This is a genomic window from Halomonas tibetensis (assembly GCF_042643535.1).
In the GTDB taxonomy this organism is placed as follows: domain Bacteria; phylum Pseudomonadota; class Gammaproteobacteria; order Pseudomonadales; family Halomonadaceae; genus Halomonas; species Halomonas tibetensis.
In genome coordinates this window covers 1-17,443 of the sequence record NZ_JBHRSQ010000016.1, presented here as the reverse complement: position 1 = coordinate 17,443, position 17,443 = coordinate 1, and the positions used below count along the sequence as shown (strand labels likewise).

The 17,443-nt window shown below is 61.9% G+C and carries 13 protein-coding genes; 5 read left to right on the top strand and 8 right to left on the bottom strand.

Features of this window, described 5'->3' with window-relative positions:
• Nucleotides 1-2: 2 nt before the first annotated feature.
• From ACFODV_RS12270 to ACFODV_RS12250, 5 genes are all read right to left on the bottom strand, one after another.
• Nucleotides 3-2,255, bottom strand: coding sequence for a bifunctional prephenate dehydrogenase/3-phosphoshikimate 1-carboxyvinyltransferase (locus ACFODV_RS12270; protein ID WP_379759804.1), 2,253 nt, complete (start codon nucleotides 2,253-2,255; stop codon nucleotides 3-5).
• 3 nt (nucleotides 2,256-2,258) lie between these two features.
• A complete protein-coding gene (gene pheA, locus ACFODV_RS12265; RefSeq protein WP_379759801.1) occupies nucleotides 2,259-3,350 on the bottom strand; it encodes a prephenate dehydratase in 1,092 nt (363 codons plus the stop codon).
• A gap of 5 nt (nucleotides 3,351-3,355) precedes the next feature.
• Nucleotides 3,356-4,519 (bottom strand): 3-phosphoserine/phosphohydroxythreonine transaminase, encoded by a 1,164-nt coding sequence (serC, locus tag ACFODV_RS12260; RefSeq protein ID WP_379759798.1) that lies wholly within the window; start codon nucleotides 4,517-4,519, stop codon nucleotides 3,356-3,358.
• Nucleotides 4,509-7,220, bottom strand: a complete 2,712-nt coding sequence (gene gyrA, locus ACFODV_RS12255; protein WP_379759795.1) for a DNA gyrase subunit A — start codon at nucleotides 7,218-7,220, stop codon at nucleotides 4,509-4,511. The genes serC and gyrA overlap by 11 nt, the downstream gene beginning before the upstream one ends.
• Nucleotides 7,221-7,330: 110 nt before the next feature.
• Nucleotides 7,331-7,762 (bottom strand): acyl-CoA thioesterase, encoded by a 432-nt coding sequence (locus ACFODV_RS12250; protein ID WP_379759792.1) that lies wholly within the window; start codon nucleotides 7,760-7,762, stop codon nucleotides 7,331-7,333.
• Between the two features lie 153 nt (nucleotides 7,763-7,915).
• Between ACFODV_RS12250 and ACFODV_RS12245 the strand changes: the two genes are divergently transcribed.
• The 5 genes from ACFODV_RS12245 (at nucleotide 7,916) to ACFODV_RS12225 (ending at nucleotide 14,023) form a co-directional block, all read left to right on the top strand.
• A complete protein-coding gene (locus tag ACFODV_RS12245; RefSeq protein WP_379759789.1) occupies nucleotides 7,916-8,866 on the top strand; it encodes a recombination-associated protein RdgC in 951 nt (316 codons plus the stop codon).
• A 4-nt stretch (nucleotides 8,867-8,870) separates the two neighbouring features.
• Entirely contained in the window at nucleotides 8,871-10,043 is a 1,173-nt protein-coding gene (locus ACFODV_RS12240) for a 1-acyl-sn-glycerol-3-phosphate acyltransferase (protein ID WP_379759786.1), read from the top strand.
• A gap of 13 nt (nucleotides 10,044-10,056) precedes the next feature.
• On the top strand, nucleotides 10,057-11,247 hold the full coding sequence (locus tag ACFODV_RS12235; RefSeq protein ID WP_379759783.1) for a cation diffusion facilitator family transporter: 1,191 nt from the start codon (nucleotides 10,057-10,059) through the stop codon (nucleotides 11,245-11,247).
• Between the two features lie 119 nt (nucleotides 11,248-11,366).
• A complete protein-coding gene (locus ACFODV_RS12230) occupies nucleotides 11,367-12,074 on the top strand; it encodes a transglutaminase-like cysteine peptidase (RefSeq protein ID WP_379759780.1) in 708 nt (235 codons plus the stop codon).
• A gap of 32 nt (nucleotides 12,075-12,106) precedes the next feature.
• Complete coding sequence (locus tag ACFODV_RS12225) at nucleotides 12,107-14,023, top strand: EAL domain-containing protein (RefSeq protein WP_379759777.1); 1,917 nt, start codon at nucleotides 12,107-12,109, stop codon at nucleotides 14,021-14,023.
• A 66-nt stretch (nucleotides 14,024-14,089) separates the two neighbouring features.
• On the opposite strand, the gene ACFODV_RS12220 is transcribed toward ACFODV_RS12225, so the two are convergent.
• The 3 genes from ACFODV_RS12220 to ACFODV_RS12210 form a co-directional block, all read right to left on the bottom strand.
• On the bottom strand, nucleotides 14,090-15,058 hold the full coding sequence (locus tag ACFODV_RS12220) for a GlcNAc-transferase family protein (RefSeq protein ID WP_379759775.1): 969 nt from the start codon (nucleotides 15,056-15,058) through the stop codon (nucleotides 14,090-14,092).
• A 42-nt stretch (nucleotides 15,059-15,100) separates the two neighbouring features.
• Nucleotides 15,101-15,439: a tryptophan synthase subunit beta like protein gene (locus ACFODV_RS12215; RefSeq protein WP_379759772.1), complete on the bottom strand. Its 339-nt coding sequence runs from the start codon at nucleotides 15,437-15,439 to the stop codon at nucleotides 15,101-15,103.
• 94 nt (nucleotides 15,440-15,533) lie between these two features.
• On the bottom strand, nucleotides 15,534-17,443 hold a 1,910-nt coding region (locus ACFODV_RS12210), incomplete at its 5' end, for a hypothetical protein (RefSeq protein ID WP_379759769.1).

Genomic DNA, 17,443 nt, shown 5'->3' with positions numbered 1-17,443 from the left:
GCTCATGCGTCCTCCTCGACGGCTTCTTCCTCGAGTTGCAGCCCCACCTTGCGGGCCAGGTCGATGAAGCCGGGAAAGGAAGTGGCCACGTTGGCGCAGTCATCGATGATGATCTCGTCACCGGCGCGCAGCGCGGCGATGGCAAACGACATGGCAATGCGGTGATCGCCCAGGCTGTCGACCCGCCCGCCGCCGTAGTTGTGACCTTCGAAACGGCCTCCCCCCAGGATATCAATGCCGTCCTCGACCAGAGTATGCTCGACGCCGATAGCGGCCAGGCCATTGGCCATGGCCTGCAGGCGGTCGGACTCCTTGACGCGCAGTTCCTCTGCCCCGCGCAGGCGGGTGGTGCCCTCGGCATTTGCCGCGGCAATAAACAATGCCGGGAACTCATCGATGGCCAGCGGCACCTGCTCCACCGGAATATCGATGCCCGTCAAAGGGGCGTGGCGAATATGCAGGTCGGCCACCGGTTCGCCGCCCACCTCGCGCTCATTGGAGAGCGTCAGGTCGGCCCCCATCAGCTGCAGAATGTTGATCACCCCGATGCGGGTCGGATTAATGCCGACATGCTCAAGCACCAGGTCGGCCCCAGGGGTGATCGCCGCGGCCACCAGGAAGAAAGTAGCCGACGAGATATCGGCGGGCACGTCGATGGGCGCGGCAGTCAGCCTGCCACCTCCGGAGAGCCAGCAGGTGTCACCCTCGCGGTGCACTTCGTAGCCAAAGCCCTGGAGCATGCGCTCGGTGTGGTCGCGGGTTGGCGCCGGTTCGCCCACCCGGGTTTCGCCCTCGGCGTAGAGTCCGGCGAACAGCAGGCAGGACTTCACCTGAGCGCTGGCCATGGGCATGTCGTAGGTGATGCCCCTCAACGCCTTGCCTCCGTGAATGCGCAGCGGGGGTCGGCCTCCCTCCACGGTGTCGATCTCGGCGCCCATCAGGCGTAGCGGATCAGCCACCCGCCCCATGGGCCGCTTGGTCAACGAGGCATCGCCGGTGAGTTCGGTGTCGAAGCCCTGGCCGGCCAGCAGCCCGGCGAACAGGCGCATGGCGGTACCGGCGTTACCCACGTAGAGCGGACCACTCGGCGCTTTGAGGCCGTGCATGCCCACCCCGTGAACGGTCACGCGACCCTGATACGGCCCTTCGATGGCCACCCCCATCTCGCGAAATGCCTGAAGGGTGGCCAGGCTGTCCTCCCCCTCAAGGAACCCCTTCACCTCGGTCACGCCCTCGGCGAGCGCGCCGAGCATGATAGAGCGATGGGAAATCGACTTGTCGCCGGGCACGCGAATACGGCCGGTCACGGCGCCACCAGGGGCTACCCGGTAGCGCAGTTTGCCTTGCTGTTGCATCTGATATTCCGCCTGATAACTGGTCTTGTTGAGCAGGGATTCAAAGTAGTGGCGCGCATGGCGGGCGCGATCAAAGGTGGCGAGCATGGCATCGCCGTCACTGCTTTCGATGGCCTGGCGCAGACGCGCCAGGCCGGCCTCGAAGTCATCCAGCGAGGCCAGCACCGCCTCGCGGTTGGCGACGAAGATATCGCGCCACATCACCGGGTCGCTGCCGGCGATACGGGTGAAGTCTCGAAAGCCTCCGGCGGCATAACGAAAGATCTCCATCCGCTCGTCCTGGCGCGCCAGGGTGTCTACCAGAGAGAAGGCCAGCAGGTGCGGCAGATGGCTGGTGCGCGCCAGAACGTGATCGTGGCGCTCCACGTCCATCACCAGCACCTCGGCACCACATGCCTCCCACAGGGTGCGCACCCTGGCCAGGGCCGACGCCTCGGTGTCGGGCTCCGGGGTCAGAATCACCTTGTGGCGCACATAGAGCTCGGGGTTGGCCGCTGCCACCCCGCTCTTTTCCGAGCCGGCGATGGGGTGGCCAAGCACCAGGTTGGGCGGCACTTGGCCGAAAGCCTCGCGGGCGCAGTCGCGAATGGTCGCCTTGGTGCTGCCCACGTCGGTAATGACGACATCGGGTGCGGCTCGCGCCAGGCAGCGGGCCAGTTCGGCCATTACGCTGCGCATGGCCAGCACCGGCACCGCCAGCACGATCAGGCTCGCCCCCTCGATGACCGAGGCCAACTCGGTGGCGCCGCCATCGATCAGGCCCATCTCAACGCCCCGGGTGATCTCGTCACTATCGGGGTCGCAAGCAAGAATGGTGTTCTGAAACCCGGCGGCGCGCAGCGCGGCGGCCAGCGAGCCGCCGATCAGCCCCAGGCCAACGATCAGGATGCGCGACTCCATGCCTCAGAGCACGCCGAACGGGTAGGAGCCCAGCACCTTCACCTCGGCGGCCCTCACACGCACCTCCTCCAGCACAGCGGCGACATGGGGCTCGTCGCAGTGCCCCTTGAAGTCGATGAAGAAGACGTAGTTCCAGACGCCGCTGCGTGAAGGACGTGTCTCCAGGCGAGTCATGTCGATCCGGTGGCGGTGGAAAGGCTCCAGCAGGTCATGAAGTGCGCCTGGCTGGTTGCGCATGGCCACCACAATGGAGGTCTTGTCCTCTCCGGACATGGGCACATCCTGGTTGCCGATGATCAAAAAGCGCGTGGAGTTATCTGGGCGATCCTCGATCTTTTCGGCCAGGCGAGTCAGCCCGTAGAGCTTTGCTGCCATGTCGCCGGCGATGGCGGCACTGTGCCACTCGGTCTTGACCAGGCGTGACGCCTCGGCGTTGGAAGAGACCGGTACCCGCTCTGCATGGGGATAGTGGGCATCGAGCCACTTGCGGCACTGGGCGAAGGATTGCGGGTGAGAGTAGATCCGCGAGACCTTGTCCTGACGGGTGGCCTCGCCCACCAGCAGGTGGTGATGAATACGCAGCACCACCTCGCCGCAGATGCGCAAGCTGGAATCCATGAAGGAGTCCAGGGTGTGATTGATCACGCCCTCGGTGGAATTCTCCACCGGCACCACGCCGTAGTTGACCGCACCCGCCTCGACCTCGCGGAATACCTCATCGATGGCCGCCATGGGCAGGCTGACGGCGCTCTCACCGAAGTGCTTGAGGGCAGCCTGCTGGGTGAACGTCCCCTCGGGCCCCAGGTAGGCGACCTTGATCGGCTGCTCAAGGGCCAGACAGGCGGACATGATCTCGCGAAACAGCCGGGCCACCTCCTCGCTGTCCAGCGGCCCCTTGTTCAACGCCATGATGCGGCGCAGCACCTGGGCCTCTCGTTCGGGCCGGTAGAAGACCGTGGCAGGATCTTCGGCGCTCTTTACCTGAGCGACGTGCTGGGCGCATGCGGCGCGCTCGTTGATCAGGCGCAGAATGTCTGCGTCCAGGTCGTCGATGCGATGTCGCAGCGCATCCAGATCGATGGGGGTATCACTCATGCTTGTCAGCCCCTTCTGTTCTCGAAATCGGCCATGAAGTCCACCAGCGCCTCCACCGCGGCTTCAGGCACGGCGTTGTAGAGGCTGGCACGCATGCCACCCACGCTGCGATGGCCCTGAAGGTTGAGCAGGCCCGCCGCCTCGGCCTCGGCCAGGAACGTCTTGTCCAGGCGCGAGTCGTTCAGCACGAAAGGTACGTTCATCCGCGAGCGGTTGGGAATGGCAATGGGGTTCGAATAAAAGTCGCTGGCATCGATGGCGCCATAGAGCCTGGCTGCCTTGCGGGCGTTGATGGTCTCCATGGCGGCCAGGCCACCGACCTCGTCCTTCAGCCATTCGAACACCAGCCCGGCCAGGTACCAGCTATAGGTCGCCGGCGTGTTGATCATGGAGCCGGCATCCGCCAGGGCCTGGTAGCCGAACAGCGACGGCATGTCGGTGCGGGCGCGATCGAGCAGGTCGTCACGCACGATCACCACCACCAGGCCGGCGGGGCCGATGTTTTTCTGGGCGCCGGCGTAGATCACCCCGAACTGCGAGACATCCAGCGGTCCGGAGAGGATCGACGAGGACATGTCGCAGACCAGCGGCGCCTCGGAGCCATCGGGGCGGCGCGGCCCGCCCTCTTCACTGCCGGGAATATAATCGAATGCCAGGCCGCCGATGGTCTCGTTGGCCGTAAAGTGCAGGTAGGCGGCGTCGTTGGAGAGCACGACCTCCTCCGGGCGCGGCACGGCCAGATGCCCGCCGGCCTCGCTGGACGCCGCCACGTGAACGTCTCCAAAGAGATGGCGAGCTTCGGCAATGGCCTTCTTGCTCCAGATGCCGGTATTGATGACGTTGGCACGCCCGCCCGGGCCGAGCAGGTTGTAGGGCACCGCGGCAAACTGCTGGGTGGCGCCGCCCTGGGTAAACAACACCCGATAGTTGGCCGGGACGGCAAGCAGATCGCGCAGATCAGCCTCGGCCTTCTCGGCGATGGCCATATACGCCGCCGAACGATGGCTCATCTCCATGACCGAGAGGCCACGACCCTGGTAATCCAGCATCTCGTCGCGGGCCCGCTCCAGGACCGGGGTGGGCAGTGCCGCGGGACCGGCGCAGAAATTAAAGTGGCGATGATAGTGGCGATGATGGGGGGACAGACCCCCATTTACGTTACTCCCCATCCGGTTGCTCTCCCTTGTCGTCACCATCGAAATGGGGGTCTGTCCCCGACTCCTCTGCCGACTCCTCTGGCGAAGCATCACCCAGCTCATCGATGCGCACGGTCTTGACCAGCTTCTCGTCGTTGCCCAGGCGGATCAGCATCACGCCCTGGGTGTTGCGCGAGGTGATCGAGACCTCATCGACACGGGTGCGCACCAGGGTGCCGCGGTCCGTGATCAGCATCATCTCGTCGGTGGAATAGACCTGCATGGCGGCGACCAGCGACCCGTTGCGTTCGCTGGTCTGCATGGCAATCACGCCCTGGCCACCGCGGCCGCGCAGCGGAAACTCCTCGAGTCGGCTGCGCTTGCCATAGCCGTTCTCGCTGGCGGTCAGGATGTAGATCTGACCGGCGTTGCCGTTCTCGACGGCGACACCCTCTTCGACATGGGCCTCGCTCTCATTCTCGACGTCGGCCTCGGCATCAATCTGCTGGCTCTGGGGAATGATCAGGCTGATCACCTCGGCATCGCCTAGCAGGCGCATGCCGCGCACGCCACGGGCGGTGCGCCCCATGGCGCGCACGTTGCTCTCCTCGAAACGGATCGCCTTGCCGTTGGACGACAGCAGCATGGCGTGGTCGGCGCCCGTGGTGATGGCAGCGCCGATCAGGCGGTCACCCTCATCAAGATCAATGGCAATTAGGCCCACGCTGCGCGGCCGCGAGAACTGCTCGAGGCTGGTGCGCTTGACGGTACCGCGCGCCGTGGCAAAGAAGATGTAGCTCTCAGGATCGTAGTGACGCACCGGCAGGATGGCGTTGATCGCCTCGCCGTCTTCCAGCGGCAACATATTGACCAGCGGCTTGCCCCGGGAGCCGCGGCTGGCCGCCGGCATCTCGTAGACCTTGAGCCAGTAGACCTTGCCCCGGTTAGAGAACAGCAGCACGGTGTCGTGGGTCGAAGCCACCAGCAGGTGTTCAATGATGTCCTCATCCTTCATGGCGGTGGCGGACTTGCCTCTCCCGCCGCGGCGCTGGGCCTGGTAGTCGGTGAGCGGCTGGGTCTTGGCATAGCCGGAACGCGACACCGTCACCACCATATCCTCTTCCGCGATCAGGTCCTCCATCGAGAGATCGAGATGGCTGGCCTGGATTTCGGTGCGACGCTTGTCGTCGAACTGGTCGCGTATGGCGTTCAGCTCCTCGCGAATCACCTCGAGCAGTCGCTCGCTGGAGGCCAGAATGGCCATCAGCTCGGCGATCTTCTCGAGGATCGAGAGATACTCGTCGAGCAGCTTCTCGGTTTCCAGGCCGGTCAGGCGGTGCAGGCGCAGTTCGAGGATGGCCTGGGCCTGGGCCGGCGAAAGCCGATAGGAGGAGCTCGTGTCGTCGAGTCCGAAGCCCTCTTCTAGCTCTTCTGGCTTGCAGGATGTCGCTCCGGCACGCTCGAGCATGCCGGAGACCTGGCCGGGCGGCCAACTGCGAGCCAGCAGTTTCGCCTTGGCCTCGGCGGCATTCGGCGAGGCCTTGATCAGCTCGATCACCTCGTCGATGTTGGAGATCGCAACGGTGAGACCCTCGAGAATATGGCCGCGCTCGCGAGCCTTCTTAAGCTCAAACAGGGTGCGCCGCGTCACCACCTCGCGGCGGTGACGGATAAAGGCCTCGAGGATCTGCTTGATGTTCATGATCTTCGGCTGGCCGTCCTCGATGGCCACCATATTGATCCCGAAGACCGTCTGCAGCTGAGTCTGGGCGAACAGATTGTTGACCACCACGTCGCCGGACTCACCGCGCTTGGTCTCGATGACCACCCGCAGGCCGTCCTTGTCGGACTCGTCGCGCAGCTCGGCGATGCCCTCGATCTTCTTGTCCTTGACCAGCTCGGCGATCTTCTCGATCAGCCGGGCCTTGTTCACCTGATAGGGCAGCTCGTTGACGATGATGTGGTCGCGACCAGTCTTGTCGTCATGCTCGATGGTGTGGCAACCGCGCACGTAGATGCGCCCGCGACCGGTACGGTAGGCCTCGAGGATGCCGGCGCGGCCATTGATGATGGCCCCGGTGGGGAAGTCCGGCCCCGGAATAAACTCGATCAGGTCATCAACGCTCAGGGTGTAGTCGTCAATCAGCGCCAGACAGGCACTAATGATCTCGCCCATATTGTGAGGCGGGATATTGGTCGCCATGCCCACGGCAATACCCGACGAGCCGTTGATCAGCAGGTTGGGGACCTTGGTGGGCAGCACCTCGGGGATGCGCTCGGTACCGTCGTAGTTGTCGACCCAGTCGACGGTGTCCTTCTCGAGGTCGGCCAGCAGCTCGTGGGCCAGGCGCGACATGCGCACCTCGGTGTAACGCATGGCGGCAGCGCTGTCGCCATCGATGGAACCGAAGTTGCCCTGACCGTCCACCAGCACGTGGCGCATGGAAAAGTGCTGGGCCATGCGTACGATGGTGTCGTAGACAGCGCTGTCACCGTGGGGGTGATACTTACCAATGACATCGCCCACGACACGGGCCGACTTCTTGTACGGCTTGTTCCAGTCGTTGCCGAGCTCGTGCATGGCAAACAGCACTCGCCGGTGAACCGGCTTCAGGCCATCACGCACATCAGGCAGCGCCCGGCCGATGATCACGCTCATCGCGTAATCGAGGTACGACTGCTTGAGCTCGTCCTCGATGTTGACTGGCAGAATCTCTCTGGCGATGTCACCCATGGGTCGTCGAATCCTTTGCACTGCAAGAGGTTGGCCGCCCTCTCCGGCGTTGCCGTGGGCGCCATGATAGCGCCACATCATACCACTGCAGGCAGAGCAAAGGCAGCTGGCTATGCCAGCGTCTGCTCCATCACCAGGGGCGCAAGCTGTTCGCGAATCTCTCCCCCGATGAGCACTGCCTGGTTGGCCGCCACGTCCAGCAGCACGAAAGTCACGGTGGCTGCGCTGACCAGGGCGTCGTCGCGCACCCGGCGTATCTCCTGGCTCATCTTGGCGCTGCGCCCGCCCAGTGCCGAGAGGCGCGTGCGGATTTCCAGGTCATCGCCCGCCACCGCCGCGGCGCGATAGTCGATGTTGAGGTTCACGGCCACGAAGGCCACATCGCCACGGGTCAGGCGACGGGCGAGCTCCGGGTGGTCGTCGAAGTAGCCCCAGCGCCCCTCCTCCAGAAACTCCAGGTAGCGGGCATTGTTGACGTGGCCGTAGCCGTCCAGGTGGTAGCCGCGGACGCGCAGACGGCAACTAGAGATGCGAGAATCCATGATGCTGCTCCTTATTCGGGTGCCGGCGATTCTGGCAATGCCGCGCCACAAATTCAAACAGCTGTTTCAACCCCATGACAATCGGGCTTGTGGCTGGCACCCCTGCCCCCCTTCAGGGATAATGCACCCCCTTTTCACCCCGGGAAATGCTTCATGTGGTTCAAGCACTTGCATCTTTATCGCCTGCACGATGCACCGACGCTGGATGCCGCCGCCCTCGAAGAGGCCCTGGCCGAGCACGCCGCGAGGCCGCTGGGCAGCCAGGATCCTCGCCGTCTGGGCTGGACCGCGCCCGCCGGTCGCGCCGGCACCGCGCGGCTGCACGAGCTCCAGGGCCAGCGACTGATCAGCGCCCTGCGACAGGAGCGACTGCTGCCATCCTCCGTGGTGCGTGAGGAGACCGAGGAGCGAAGCGCCGACGTCGAGGCACGTGAAGGACGCAAGCTGCCCCGGAAGGAAAAACTCGCCATCAAGGAGCAGGTGATCGAGGAGCTGTTGCCCCGTGCCTTCGTGCGTAGCCAGAAGATCGACCTCTGGTGGGACACCCGCCGCGGGCTGATCGGCGTCAACGCCAGTTCCCGCACCCGCGCCGAGGAACTGCTCGACCTGCTGCGCGAGACCCTGGGCAGCCTCAAGGTGACCCCGCTATCCAGTCAGAATCTGCCCATGCGCGCCATGACCCAGTGGCTGGTGGATCCCGCCTCGCGACCCACCGACCTGGTGCTGGGCGACCAGGTAGAGCTCAAGGCCAAGGGCGATGACGGCGTGCTGCGCGCCCGGCAGGTCGACCTCGACAGCGACGAGATCCAGCAGCTTCTGGAAGGCGGCCGCCAGGCCAGCAAGCTGGCGCTCGAGATCGAGGGACGACTAAGCTTCGTATTGCACGACGACTTGGCGCTGAAGTCGCTGCGCTTCGGCGATGCGCTGATCGACGAAGCTAACGCCTCGGACGATGACGACGATGCTCTGGTGCGTCTGGAGACAGACTTCGTGCTCATGGCCGAGGCCCTGGGCACCAATATCGAACGCCTGATTGCCTGGCTCGGCGGCGAGTCGGGCACTGCGACGGGCACTTCGACGGACATTACGAAGAGTGACGTGTGACTTCATGACCGACCAACACCCGGACGCCTTATCCGTCGATCCCTGGGCAGAGATCCGCCCCTACCTCGATCACGAGGTGGCCGAGGTTCTCGCACGCCTGGCCCAGGATCCGGAACTGCTCAGCGCCCTCACCCGCTTTCGGCTACCGCGACTGTCGCGGTTCATGCCACGCCTTTCCAGCACCCTGGCAAGCCTTGCCATTCGCCGCGAGGTTCGCGGCGTCGCTAGCGTGTACGACTTCCAGATGCGCATCGCCAGCTATATGGAACGCATGATCCGCACCTCCACCGACGACTTCCAGGTCAAGGGGCTCAACGCGCTGGATGCCGACACGGCCTATCTGTTCATCGGCAACCACCGAGACATCTCCCTGGACCCGGCATTCGTCAACTACTCACTCTATCTGGCCGGACGCGATACGGTGCGCATCGCCATCGGCGACAATCTGCTCAAGAAGCCCTACGTCACCGACCTCATGCGGCTCAACAAGAGCTTCATCGTGCCGCGCAGCGCCCGTGGCAAGCGCGCCATGCTGGCCGCCTATCTGCAGCTATCGAGCTATATTCGACACTCCATCAACGCCGACAATCATTCCATCTGGATGGCCCAGCGTGAGGGGCGCGCCAAGGATGGCATCGACCGCACCGACCCAGCGATCATCAAGATGATGACCATGGCACGACGTGCCGAACAGCGCGGCGTCGGGATCGGCGAGGCGATCGCCGAACTGCGCCTGGTGCCGGTATCGATCAGCTACGAATATGACCCCTGTGACGTGCAGAAGGCCCGCGAACTCCATGCCCTGCACACCAGCGGCAACTATGAGAAAGAGCAGTTCGAGGACATCCAGTCCATCGTCGCCGGCATTACCGGCCACAAGGGCCGTGTCCAGCTGACCTACGGCACGCCAATATCGGCCGATTTCGACAGCCCCGACGCCGTGGCCACCGAGATTGACCGCCAAGTGCTGGCCGGCTACCACCTCTTCCCCAGCCACTACCTGGCGCTGGAGGCGCTGGGTGACGCCCCCGAGCTGATCGATCACTCGAGCATCCGCGATGCCGACCGCGCCCGTTTCCAGGCGCGTCTGCAGCAGGTGCCCGCGGCGCTGCGCAACGTGTGGCTGGCCCAGTACGCCAACCCGGTGCGCAACAAGGCCGGCCGCATTGCCCCCTGACTGAGAGGACGCCATGGCACACGCCCACGGCCATCGACACCCCCAAGTGCCGCCCGATCAAGGGGCCCAGACCCGCGAGGCCCACAAGGCAACCCTGATCGGCGCGGTCATCGACTTCGTGGTGGGCGTCGCAAAGATGGTCGCCGGGTTCATGGTGGGCTCGGCGGCTCTGGTGGCCGACGGCATCCACTCCTTCTCGGATATCCTCACCGACGTCTTCGTCCTGGCCGCCACACACTTCGGCCGCCAGGCGCCTGACAGCAACCACCCCTACGGCCACGGTCGCATCGAAACCCTGGCCACCCTGTGGCTGGGCAGCGTGCTGATTTTCGTGGCCGGCGGCATCGCCTGGTCCAGCGTGATCCGACTGGTTGCCGGTGAGCCGATTCCCGCCCCGGGTATCTGGGCCATCGGTATCGCGGTGATCGCACTCCTCGCCAAGGAGTGGATTTACCGGTACACCATGCGCGTCGCCAAACGCGTCAACTCGCGGCTGCTGGAGGCCAATGCCTGGCACTCCCGCTCGGATGCGCTCTCCACCGTGGTGGTGCTGATTGGCCTTATCGCGGCCCAGTTCGGCGCCGGCTGGATGGATGCCGTGGCCGCCATCGTCGTGGGTCTGATGGTGGGACAGGTAGGCGGCCGACTGCTGTGGGAGTCGAGCCAGGAGCTGATCGACACTGCGTTACCCGAGCACGATCGAGGCGAGATGCAGGCCCTGGCCGAACGGATTCCAGGCGTACGCGGCGTCCACGACCTGCGCACCCGCACCCTGGGCAGCCAAGCGCTGCTGGACCTGCACATCGTCGTGCCCCCTCGAGTCACCGTCTCCGAGGCCCACGAGATCGGCAACGCCGTGACCCGACGTCTGCGCGAAGCCTTCCCCGTGCTTGCCGACGTGACCTTCCACATCGATCCTCAGGACGACGCCAACGAAACCGAGCACAGCCTGCGCCCCGGCCTGCCGCTGCGCGCCGACGTGGAGGACAGGCTCGACGAGACCTGGCGTGACGTGAACATATGGCACGCGCGAGTCGCCCTGGACCTGCACTACCTGGACGACCGGGTGGACGTCTCGATCTTCGTCAACGCCTTGCCTGAGGGCCAGAGCCTGGACCAGGCCGCCGATGAGCTGCGCGATGCCTGCCGCGACCTGGGCTGGATCGGGCGACTTCGTGTCTGGCTGGGCCCCGGCAAGGGATAAGCCCGCCGGCTCTCTGTATAAAAGAACTCCTCTACCCGGGGAATAGCCTCACAAGGCATTCGCATTAGGCCTCGCCTGCGCCTAGACTTTAGCCAACGCCGATCTATCCGAGCCCCGCCATGCCACCCTCCTCGCCCCGCCGCCTTGTGTCGCCGGGCCGCCGCCGTTTTTTGGCGGGGCTTGGCGCCCTGGTGCTGGCAACCGGGCTGGGGCTGCGTACGGGCCGCGTTGCCGCTAACTTTGACCCATCGCGGCTACGACAGAGCATGCAGCGCCTCTACGGCCAGCAGGGCCTTGCCGTACTGGACGCCTGGTTCGATCTGCTTGAACGCATGCGAAGCGCCCCGCTCCAGAGCCAGCTCCGCGAGGTCAACGACTTCTTCAACCGTCGTGTGCGCTGGGTCGATGACATCGACGTATGGGGCCAAGAGGATTTCTGGGCCACGCCGCTGGAGACCATGGGCCGCGGCCAGGGTGACTGCGAGGACTATTCCATCGCAAAGTACATCACCCTCAAGCAGCTCGGCGTTCCCGGTAGCCAGCTGCGCATGATCTACGTGCGAGCACGCATCGGCCGCAGCCAGATTACCCAGGCCCACATGGTGCTGGGATATTACGAGACGCCGGCGACAGAGCCGCTGATCCTGGACAACCTGGTGCCGTCGATTACGCCTGGCCGCCAGCGCACCGACCTCGACCCGCTGTTCAGTTTCAACAGCCAGGGGCTCTGGGCCGGGGGGGGCACCGAGTCACGGGCCGATCCGCTGGCGAGGCTGTCGCGGTGGCGAAGCGTGATTGATCGCATGCGCGAGCAGGGATTCATCTGATTCGGGCGATGGCCCGTGGGGAGCAAAACAACATGTCGCTTATCAAGCAGCTCTGGTTGACCATCGTGGTACTGCTGTTGTTAGCCTTTGGCGGCAGCCTGTTTATCGGCGTGACCAGCAGCCGCTTTTACATGCAGCAGGAAGTGCAGATCAAGAACGCCGATAATGCGAACGCTCTGGCGTTGACTCTGAGCCAGCTCGACAAGGACCCCGTCACCGTCGGCCTGCTCATCGCCGCCCAGTTCGACACCGGCCACTATCGGCTGATCGAACTGCGCGACCCCGAGGGCGAGGTAATCGATGTGCGCGAGAGCAGCGAGAGGGTAGCAGGCGCTCCCGGCTGGTTCGTCGACCTGGTTCGCTTTGAGGTGCCACCCGGGCGCGCGGTGGTTCAGGATGGCTGGAGCCAATACGGCACCTTGAGCGTTGCCACCCACCATAACTTCGCCTACCAGTCGCTGTGGCGCAGCACCTTGAAGCTCCTTGGCTGGTTCGCCCTGGCCGGTGTGATCAGCCTGGCGTTCGCTGCCTGGGTCGTGCGTACCATTCGCCGCCCGCTGAGTGCCGTCGTCGCCCAGGCGCGTGATATCGGCAACCGCCGCTTCACCACCTCCCCCGAACCGCGGACGCGAGAACTCAGGGATGTCGTTCAGGCCATGAACCAGCTCTCCGGCAGCGTTCACGATATGCTTGGCCTCGAGAGTGAACGAATCGATATGCTCCGGCAGCGCCTGCAGCATGACACCGTCACCGGCGTGCTCAACCGTCAGGCTTTCCTTGGCCAGCTGGATATCATGCGGCAAAGCAGTGGCTCCCGAGCCAGCGGCACCTTTGCGATGGTCCGGCTGGCCAGACTTGGCGTAGTCAGTGAAAGGCTGGGGCATGCCGACACCGACCGCCTTCTCAGAACTCTCGGCCAGGAGCTGGAACAGCTCGGCACGTTGAGGGGAGGGGGTATCGCCGGGCGCCTTGGCGGCGGTGACTTCGCCCTGCTGGTGCCGGGCCACGTCGACCTACAGGGTATCGGCCATGAACTGACTCAGCGACTGGATGCGCTTCAGAAGAAGGAGAAGCGCGTCGCCCTCGGCCTGCCCTCCTCGCTGATCGCTTACTCCCAGGAGGATCAGCCCGCAGCCCTATTGGCCAGCCTTGACGGCGCGCTCGCTACCGCCGAGAACCGCGGTGACCTGGCTCAGCTGATCGCCGAAGGGTCACAGCGTCTGCCGCTCTTCAACAGCCACGCCGACTGGCGAAAGGCCCTGCAGGAGGCGCTGCAGAGTGGCGTGTACCTGGGCCGCTTCCCGGTTCTGGACGCTGAGGGCAAGCTGCTTCACATGGAGTGCCCTTCGCGGCTTCGCCTCAAGGGCGAATGGCGTCCTGCCGGCGTCTTTATGCCGTGGATCTCACGCCTGGAGTTGGATACCGCTCTGGACATGGCCGTGGCTCGAGAAACCATCAAGGAGATATCACGCCATGGCAAGCCATTGGGCATCAATCTCTCGCCCGCCTCGGTGCACAACGCCCGCTTCGTGCTCGACCTGCGCAACCTGATCACTTCCAATCGGGACGCCGCGACCAAACTCTGGCTGGAAGTGCCTGAATCCATGGTGATTCATGATCTGGAGAGTTTCCGTAGCCTCTGCCGCGAGTTGCAGCCCTTCGGCTGCCACCTTGGGGTGGAGCATGTCGGTCGCGAATTCCGCCGCATCTCGGATCTCCAGGATCTGGGACTCAGCTACCTCAAGATCGACGCCTCCCTGGTCAAGTCAGTCGACCGAAGCCCGGAACAGCAGACCATCCTGCGCGGCATGGCGACGCTGTGCCACTCCATCGGCATCCTCGCCATCGCCGAGGGAGTCGACAGCCTCCAGGAGTCCGAACTGCTCTATGAACTGGGGATGGACGGCGTGACTGGCCCCGGTGTTCGTCAACACGACAAGCCCGCATGAAAGCGGGCAATAGCCCCCTTGCGATAGCCAAGCAGGGGGCGCGGTTCTGCGTTTCAATTTCACTCTCTAGACATTGACCAACCGAGTTTCGGGATGATTGATTTTTTTTACTCGATAATCGATTCCGCTGAAATCGATAAACTGATCGAGTGATCTCTCTGTTCCGAGACCCAAACGCCCATTGACTCCCTCGCGTTCAATCAGGTCTGTCAGCCGTTCCTCGGAAACTTTTTTCCGCTCCACCCATTTGACTCTTCTCACCTGCTCGAGGTCACTCCTCCAATGATGGGCATCATGCTTGACCCCGCTCTGCTTGTAGAGATGCAGGAGGGGTATATGATCGTGCCGCGGATGAAAGATATCCCAACCCTTGGTATAGGCTCGCAATGCAAGCCCCTGTTCTTCACCGTGAAAATAGAACCAGGGATCGTAGGGAACCTCATCGACGAAACTGCCGAGCGTGAAGATAAAGCCGCCTGCCAGGTGGAATCCAGTTATATAATCTCCACCCTTCTCATGGAAGACCTTGAACTTGAGCTCGTAGGAGTCAGAGCTGGAGAACCCCTCCTCCTTGGGCCTCAATGCATAGAGGTAACTGCTGGGAACAAGTTTCTCGAAGGGGTTGCCCTCCTCGTCGAACTCGAAGGGCGGAGGGTAGGTGCTGATGATCGGCTTGCAGCTGAGTTTCCCCAACTTTTCCATCTGCTCGAAGAGAAACTTGTCCCAGTCTTTCTTGAACATCGTATGGGAGTCGATCTGGAAATAGAAATCTTCACCATCAAAGAGGGAGCCAATGACGCTTCTCGCCCAGCACACCCCCTTGGAGTGCATCGGATGGATATGCAGATAACGCACCCTGTCACCCCATTGAAAGCGCTCAATCGAACCGTTGATGCTCTCGAATGACTGATCGAAAACCCCGACATTGATATCGAGATCACCGCTCGCCGTGTCAAAGAGGCTCTCCAGGGTGAACAGCAAGTTGCTGTCGCAAAATGAAGCAATACTGACGAAGATAGCGTTTCTTTTTCCCAAGGCCACAGCACTCCTACACTCTAATAACTTCCATTGGTAAAGCTAGATGATCCCGCTCTCTTCATCTTCATTGCCCACCAGACTCAAACCATTGAGACGGCGACGCAGCGACTGACGCTCCATGACCTTCTGCTGCGCAGGCTCGGGCAGCTCGGTGAAACTGATCAACCCCTTGTCCATCAGCACCTCGATCACGTCCTCCAGCACCCGCACGAAGGCCAGATCCGAGGCCTGGAAATGCGCCGCCCCCGGCGAAGACTCCGCCTCCATCAGAAACGATAGCACCTCGGGATTCTCGGCCGACAGGTATTCCTGACACTCCGGCGTTTCCTCTCGACTGACCAGCTCGATGCGGCCATCGTCGTCGCGTTTGATGTACATGGGGCTCACTCCAGCAATTGACACATGGATCTTAGCAAAAAGCCCCGCCCGGCGAACCGGGCGGGGCGTAACCTTTTATCCTAGCGTATTATCATCATTCGATAGAATTGTTGGAAGTATCCAGATCCTCAAAGGACGTAGCACCAGTCGCCGGTACATCAGCCTGCTCCCCGGAATACGACGCATCAGCTTTCGCATGAGAAGACGAACCGTCTCCCTGGAAAAGGTCTTCGTCAGCTTCTTCCGAAAAAACTTCGCTAGCAGTGATGGCGAAGCTAGCATCCTCAGCGATGGTCACACTCCCATCCGTCCAATTCACCTGGGATTGACCGAACACAATCACGTCGCCGTCAGCGTCGGTACGGGCTTCGCTTTCCGAACCGTAGTTGAGCTCAATGCTCTCCACACCCAACTCGCCAAGCGACACCAACTCGCCTGCGTCGGTCTTACCATCCGAGTTGGCATCCTGCCATACTGCAAACTGACTCCAAGCCTCGTCGCCGGGATCAAGCATACCGTTGTTGTTGGTATCAAAGACTTCCCTAACCGCCTCCATGTCAGTTTTGGCAGTCTCGGACCACTCGGTAAAGACGTACTCGCGCGTCTCATCCACGGTGCCGGAGTTATTGGCATCAATGACCAGCAGACCATCGTCGGCGCCGACCCAGGCCGTGTTGACGGACTCACCGGTGGAGTCGTCTGCGAACATCACGCCTGCATCGAGGGAAAGGTATTCGACACCGTCGCCGTCGAGATCGAGAGCGATGGGTGCGGCGTTGGCGTCAGAAGGTTCAATTGTTACATCAATCGAGCCATTCGCGGCATCACCATCTCCATCAATCAAAGTTGTATCGAATGTTAGCGGAATATCGCTTCCAGCCGAGATGATAGAGTAGCCAAAATTACCAATATCGTAGTTGTCACCAGGAATGCTTGCTAAATTCTCTATCTCCAATCGGTTAAACCCATTACTCACACCAACAGTCACCACATCCAGAGTAGTCAAACCGGTAATAGTAAAACCTCCAGATCCATCGTCTATTAAACTGCCAGGATCGACAGACTGACCATTAACGCTGATTGAGTCAATTTGCTCCTGAGTAATGCCGTTAGAATCCCAAAGAGCCGTGGAGTGGTCAGCTTGATTGGTACCAGCAACATCTGTGTTTACTGATGTTGCGGCACGTACCGTAACCGCACCACTACCAGAAACAGTGAAGGAGAATTGTGCCAGTTCGTATCTATCACTATAGTTGTAGAAATCCTGACCTCCCTGCTTACCAATCGTAAGATCTGTAACGAAATCTATAGCTAATATATCACCGTCATTCAATGTTTGGCCGGTTCCAACACCCACAGATCCATCTGATAACGGTGCTGATTGACTTGAATTAACGGTGCTAAAGTTTCCATTTGACTTGCTTGAAAAAAGCAAATCAAAATCGTCGGTGGGCGTATCCGATCTTAGAAATGCTGGATTACCTGAGTTAACACCAGCCAAATTAATTGACGTGATGCCAGAACCATCATCGATAGTTCCAAGCAGATTGAATGTGTAAGTAACATCATCTGGATTTAAGCTAAGTTTAAACACATCACCAGAATTAGTGGAGCCTGTAAGCAGACTTGTACCAAATCCACTTAGAGTTATTGATTCTCCACCAGAGGTAAGTGCCATTTCTGGATTTTCTTCTGTATAGGAAACTCCATTATAGGTAACACCATCGATGGTAATCGACTTCGTACCATCAGCACCCGGCAATGTATTTAGATCACCTGTTATATCTTCGCCCCCAAGATTAGTTATCTGTTTAATATCTGGAGTGTAGTCGAGCGGCACGTCATCCCGCACGCGGGCGTTGAGATCTACGCTGGCGGCATCGCCATCCCCGTCGTAACCGGTGAAGGTGATCGTCGGCAGCGACAGCCAGTTCTCGCCTTCGCCTTCCGCGTGGTTCATCGCTCCGGTGACGGTCAGCGTGTAGTTGCCGCTGGCATCAAAGG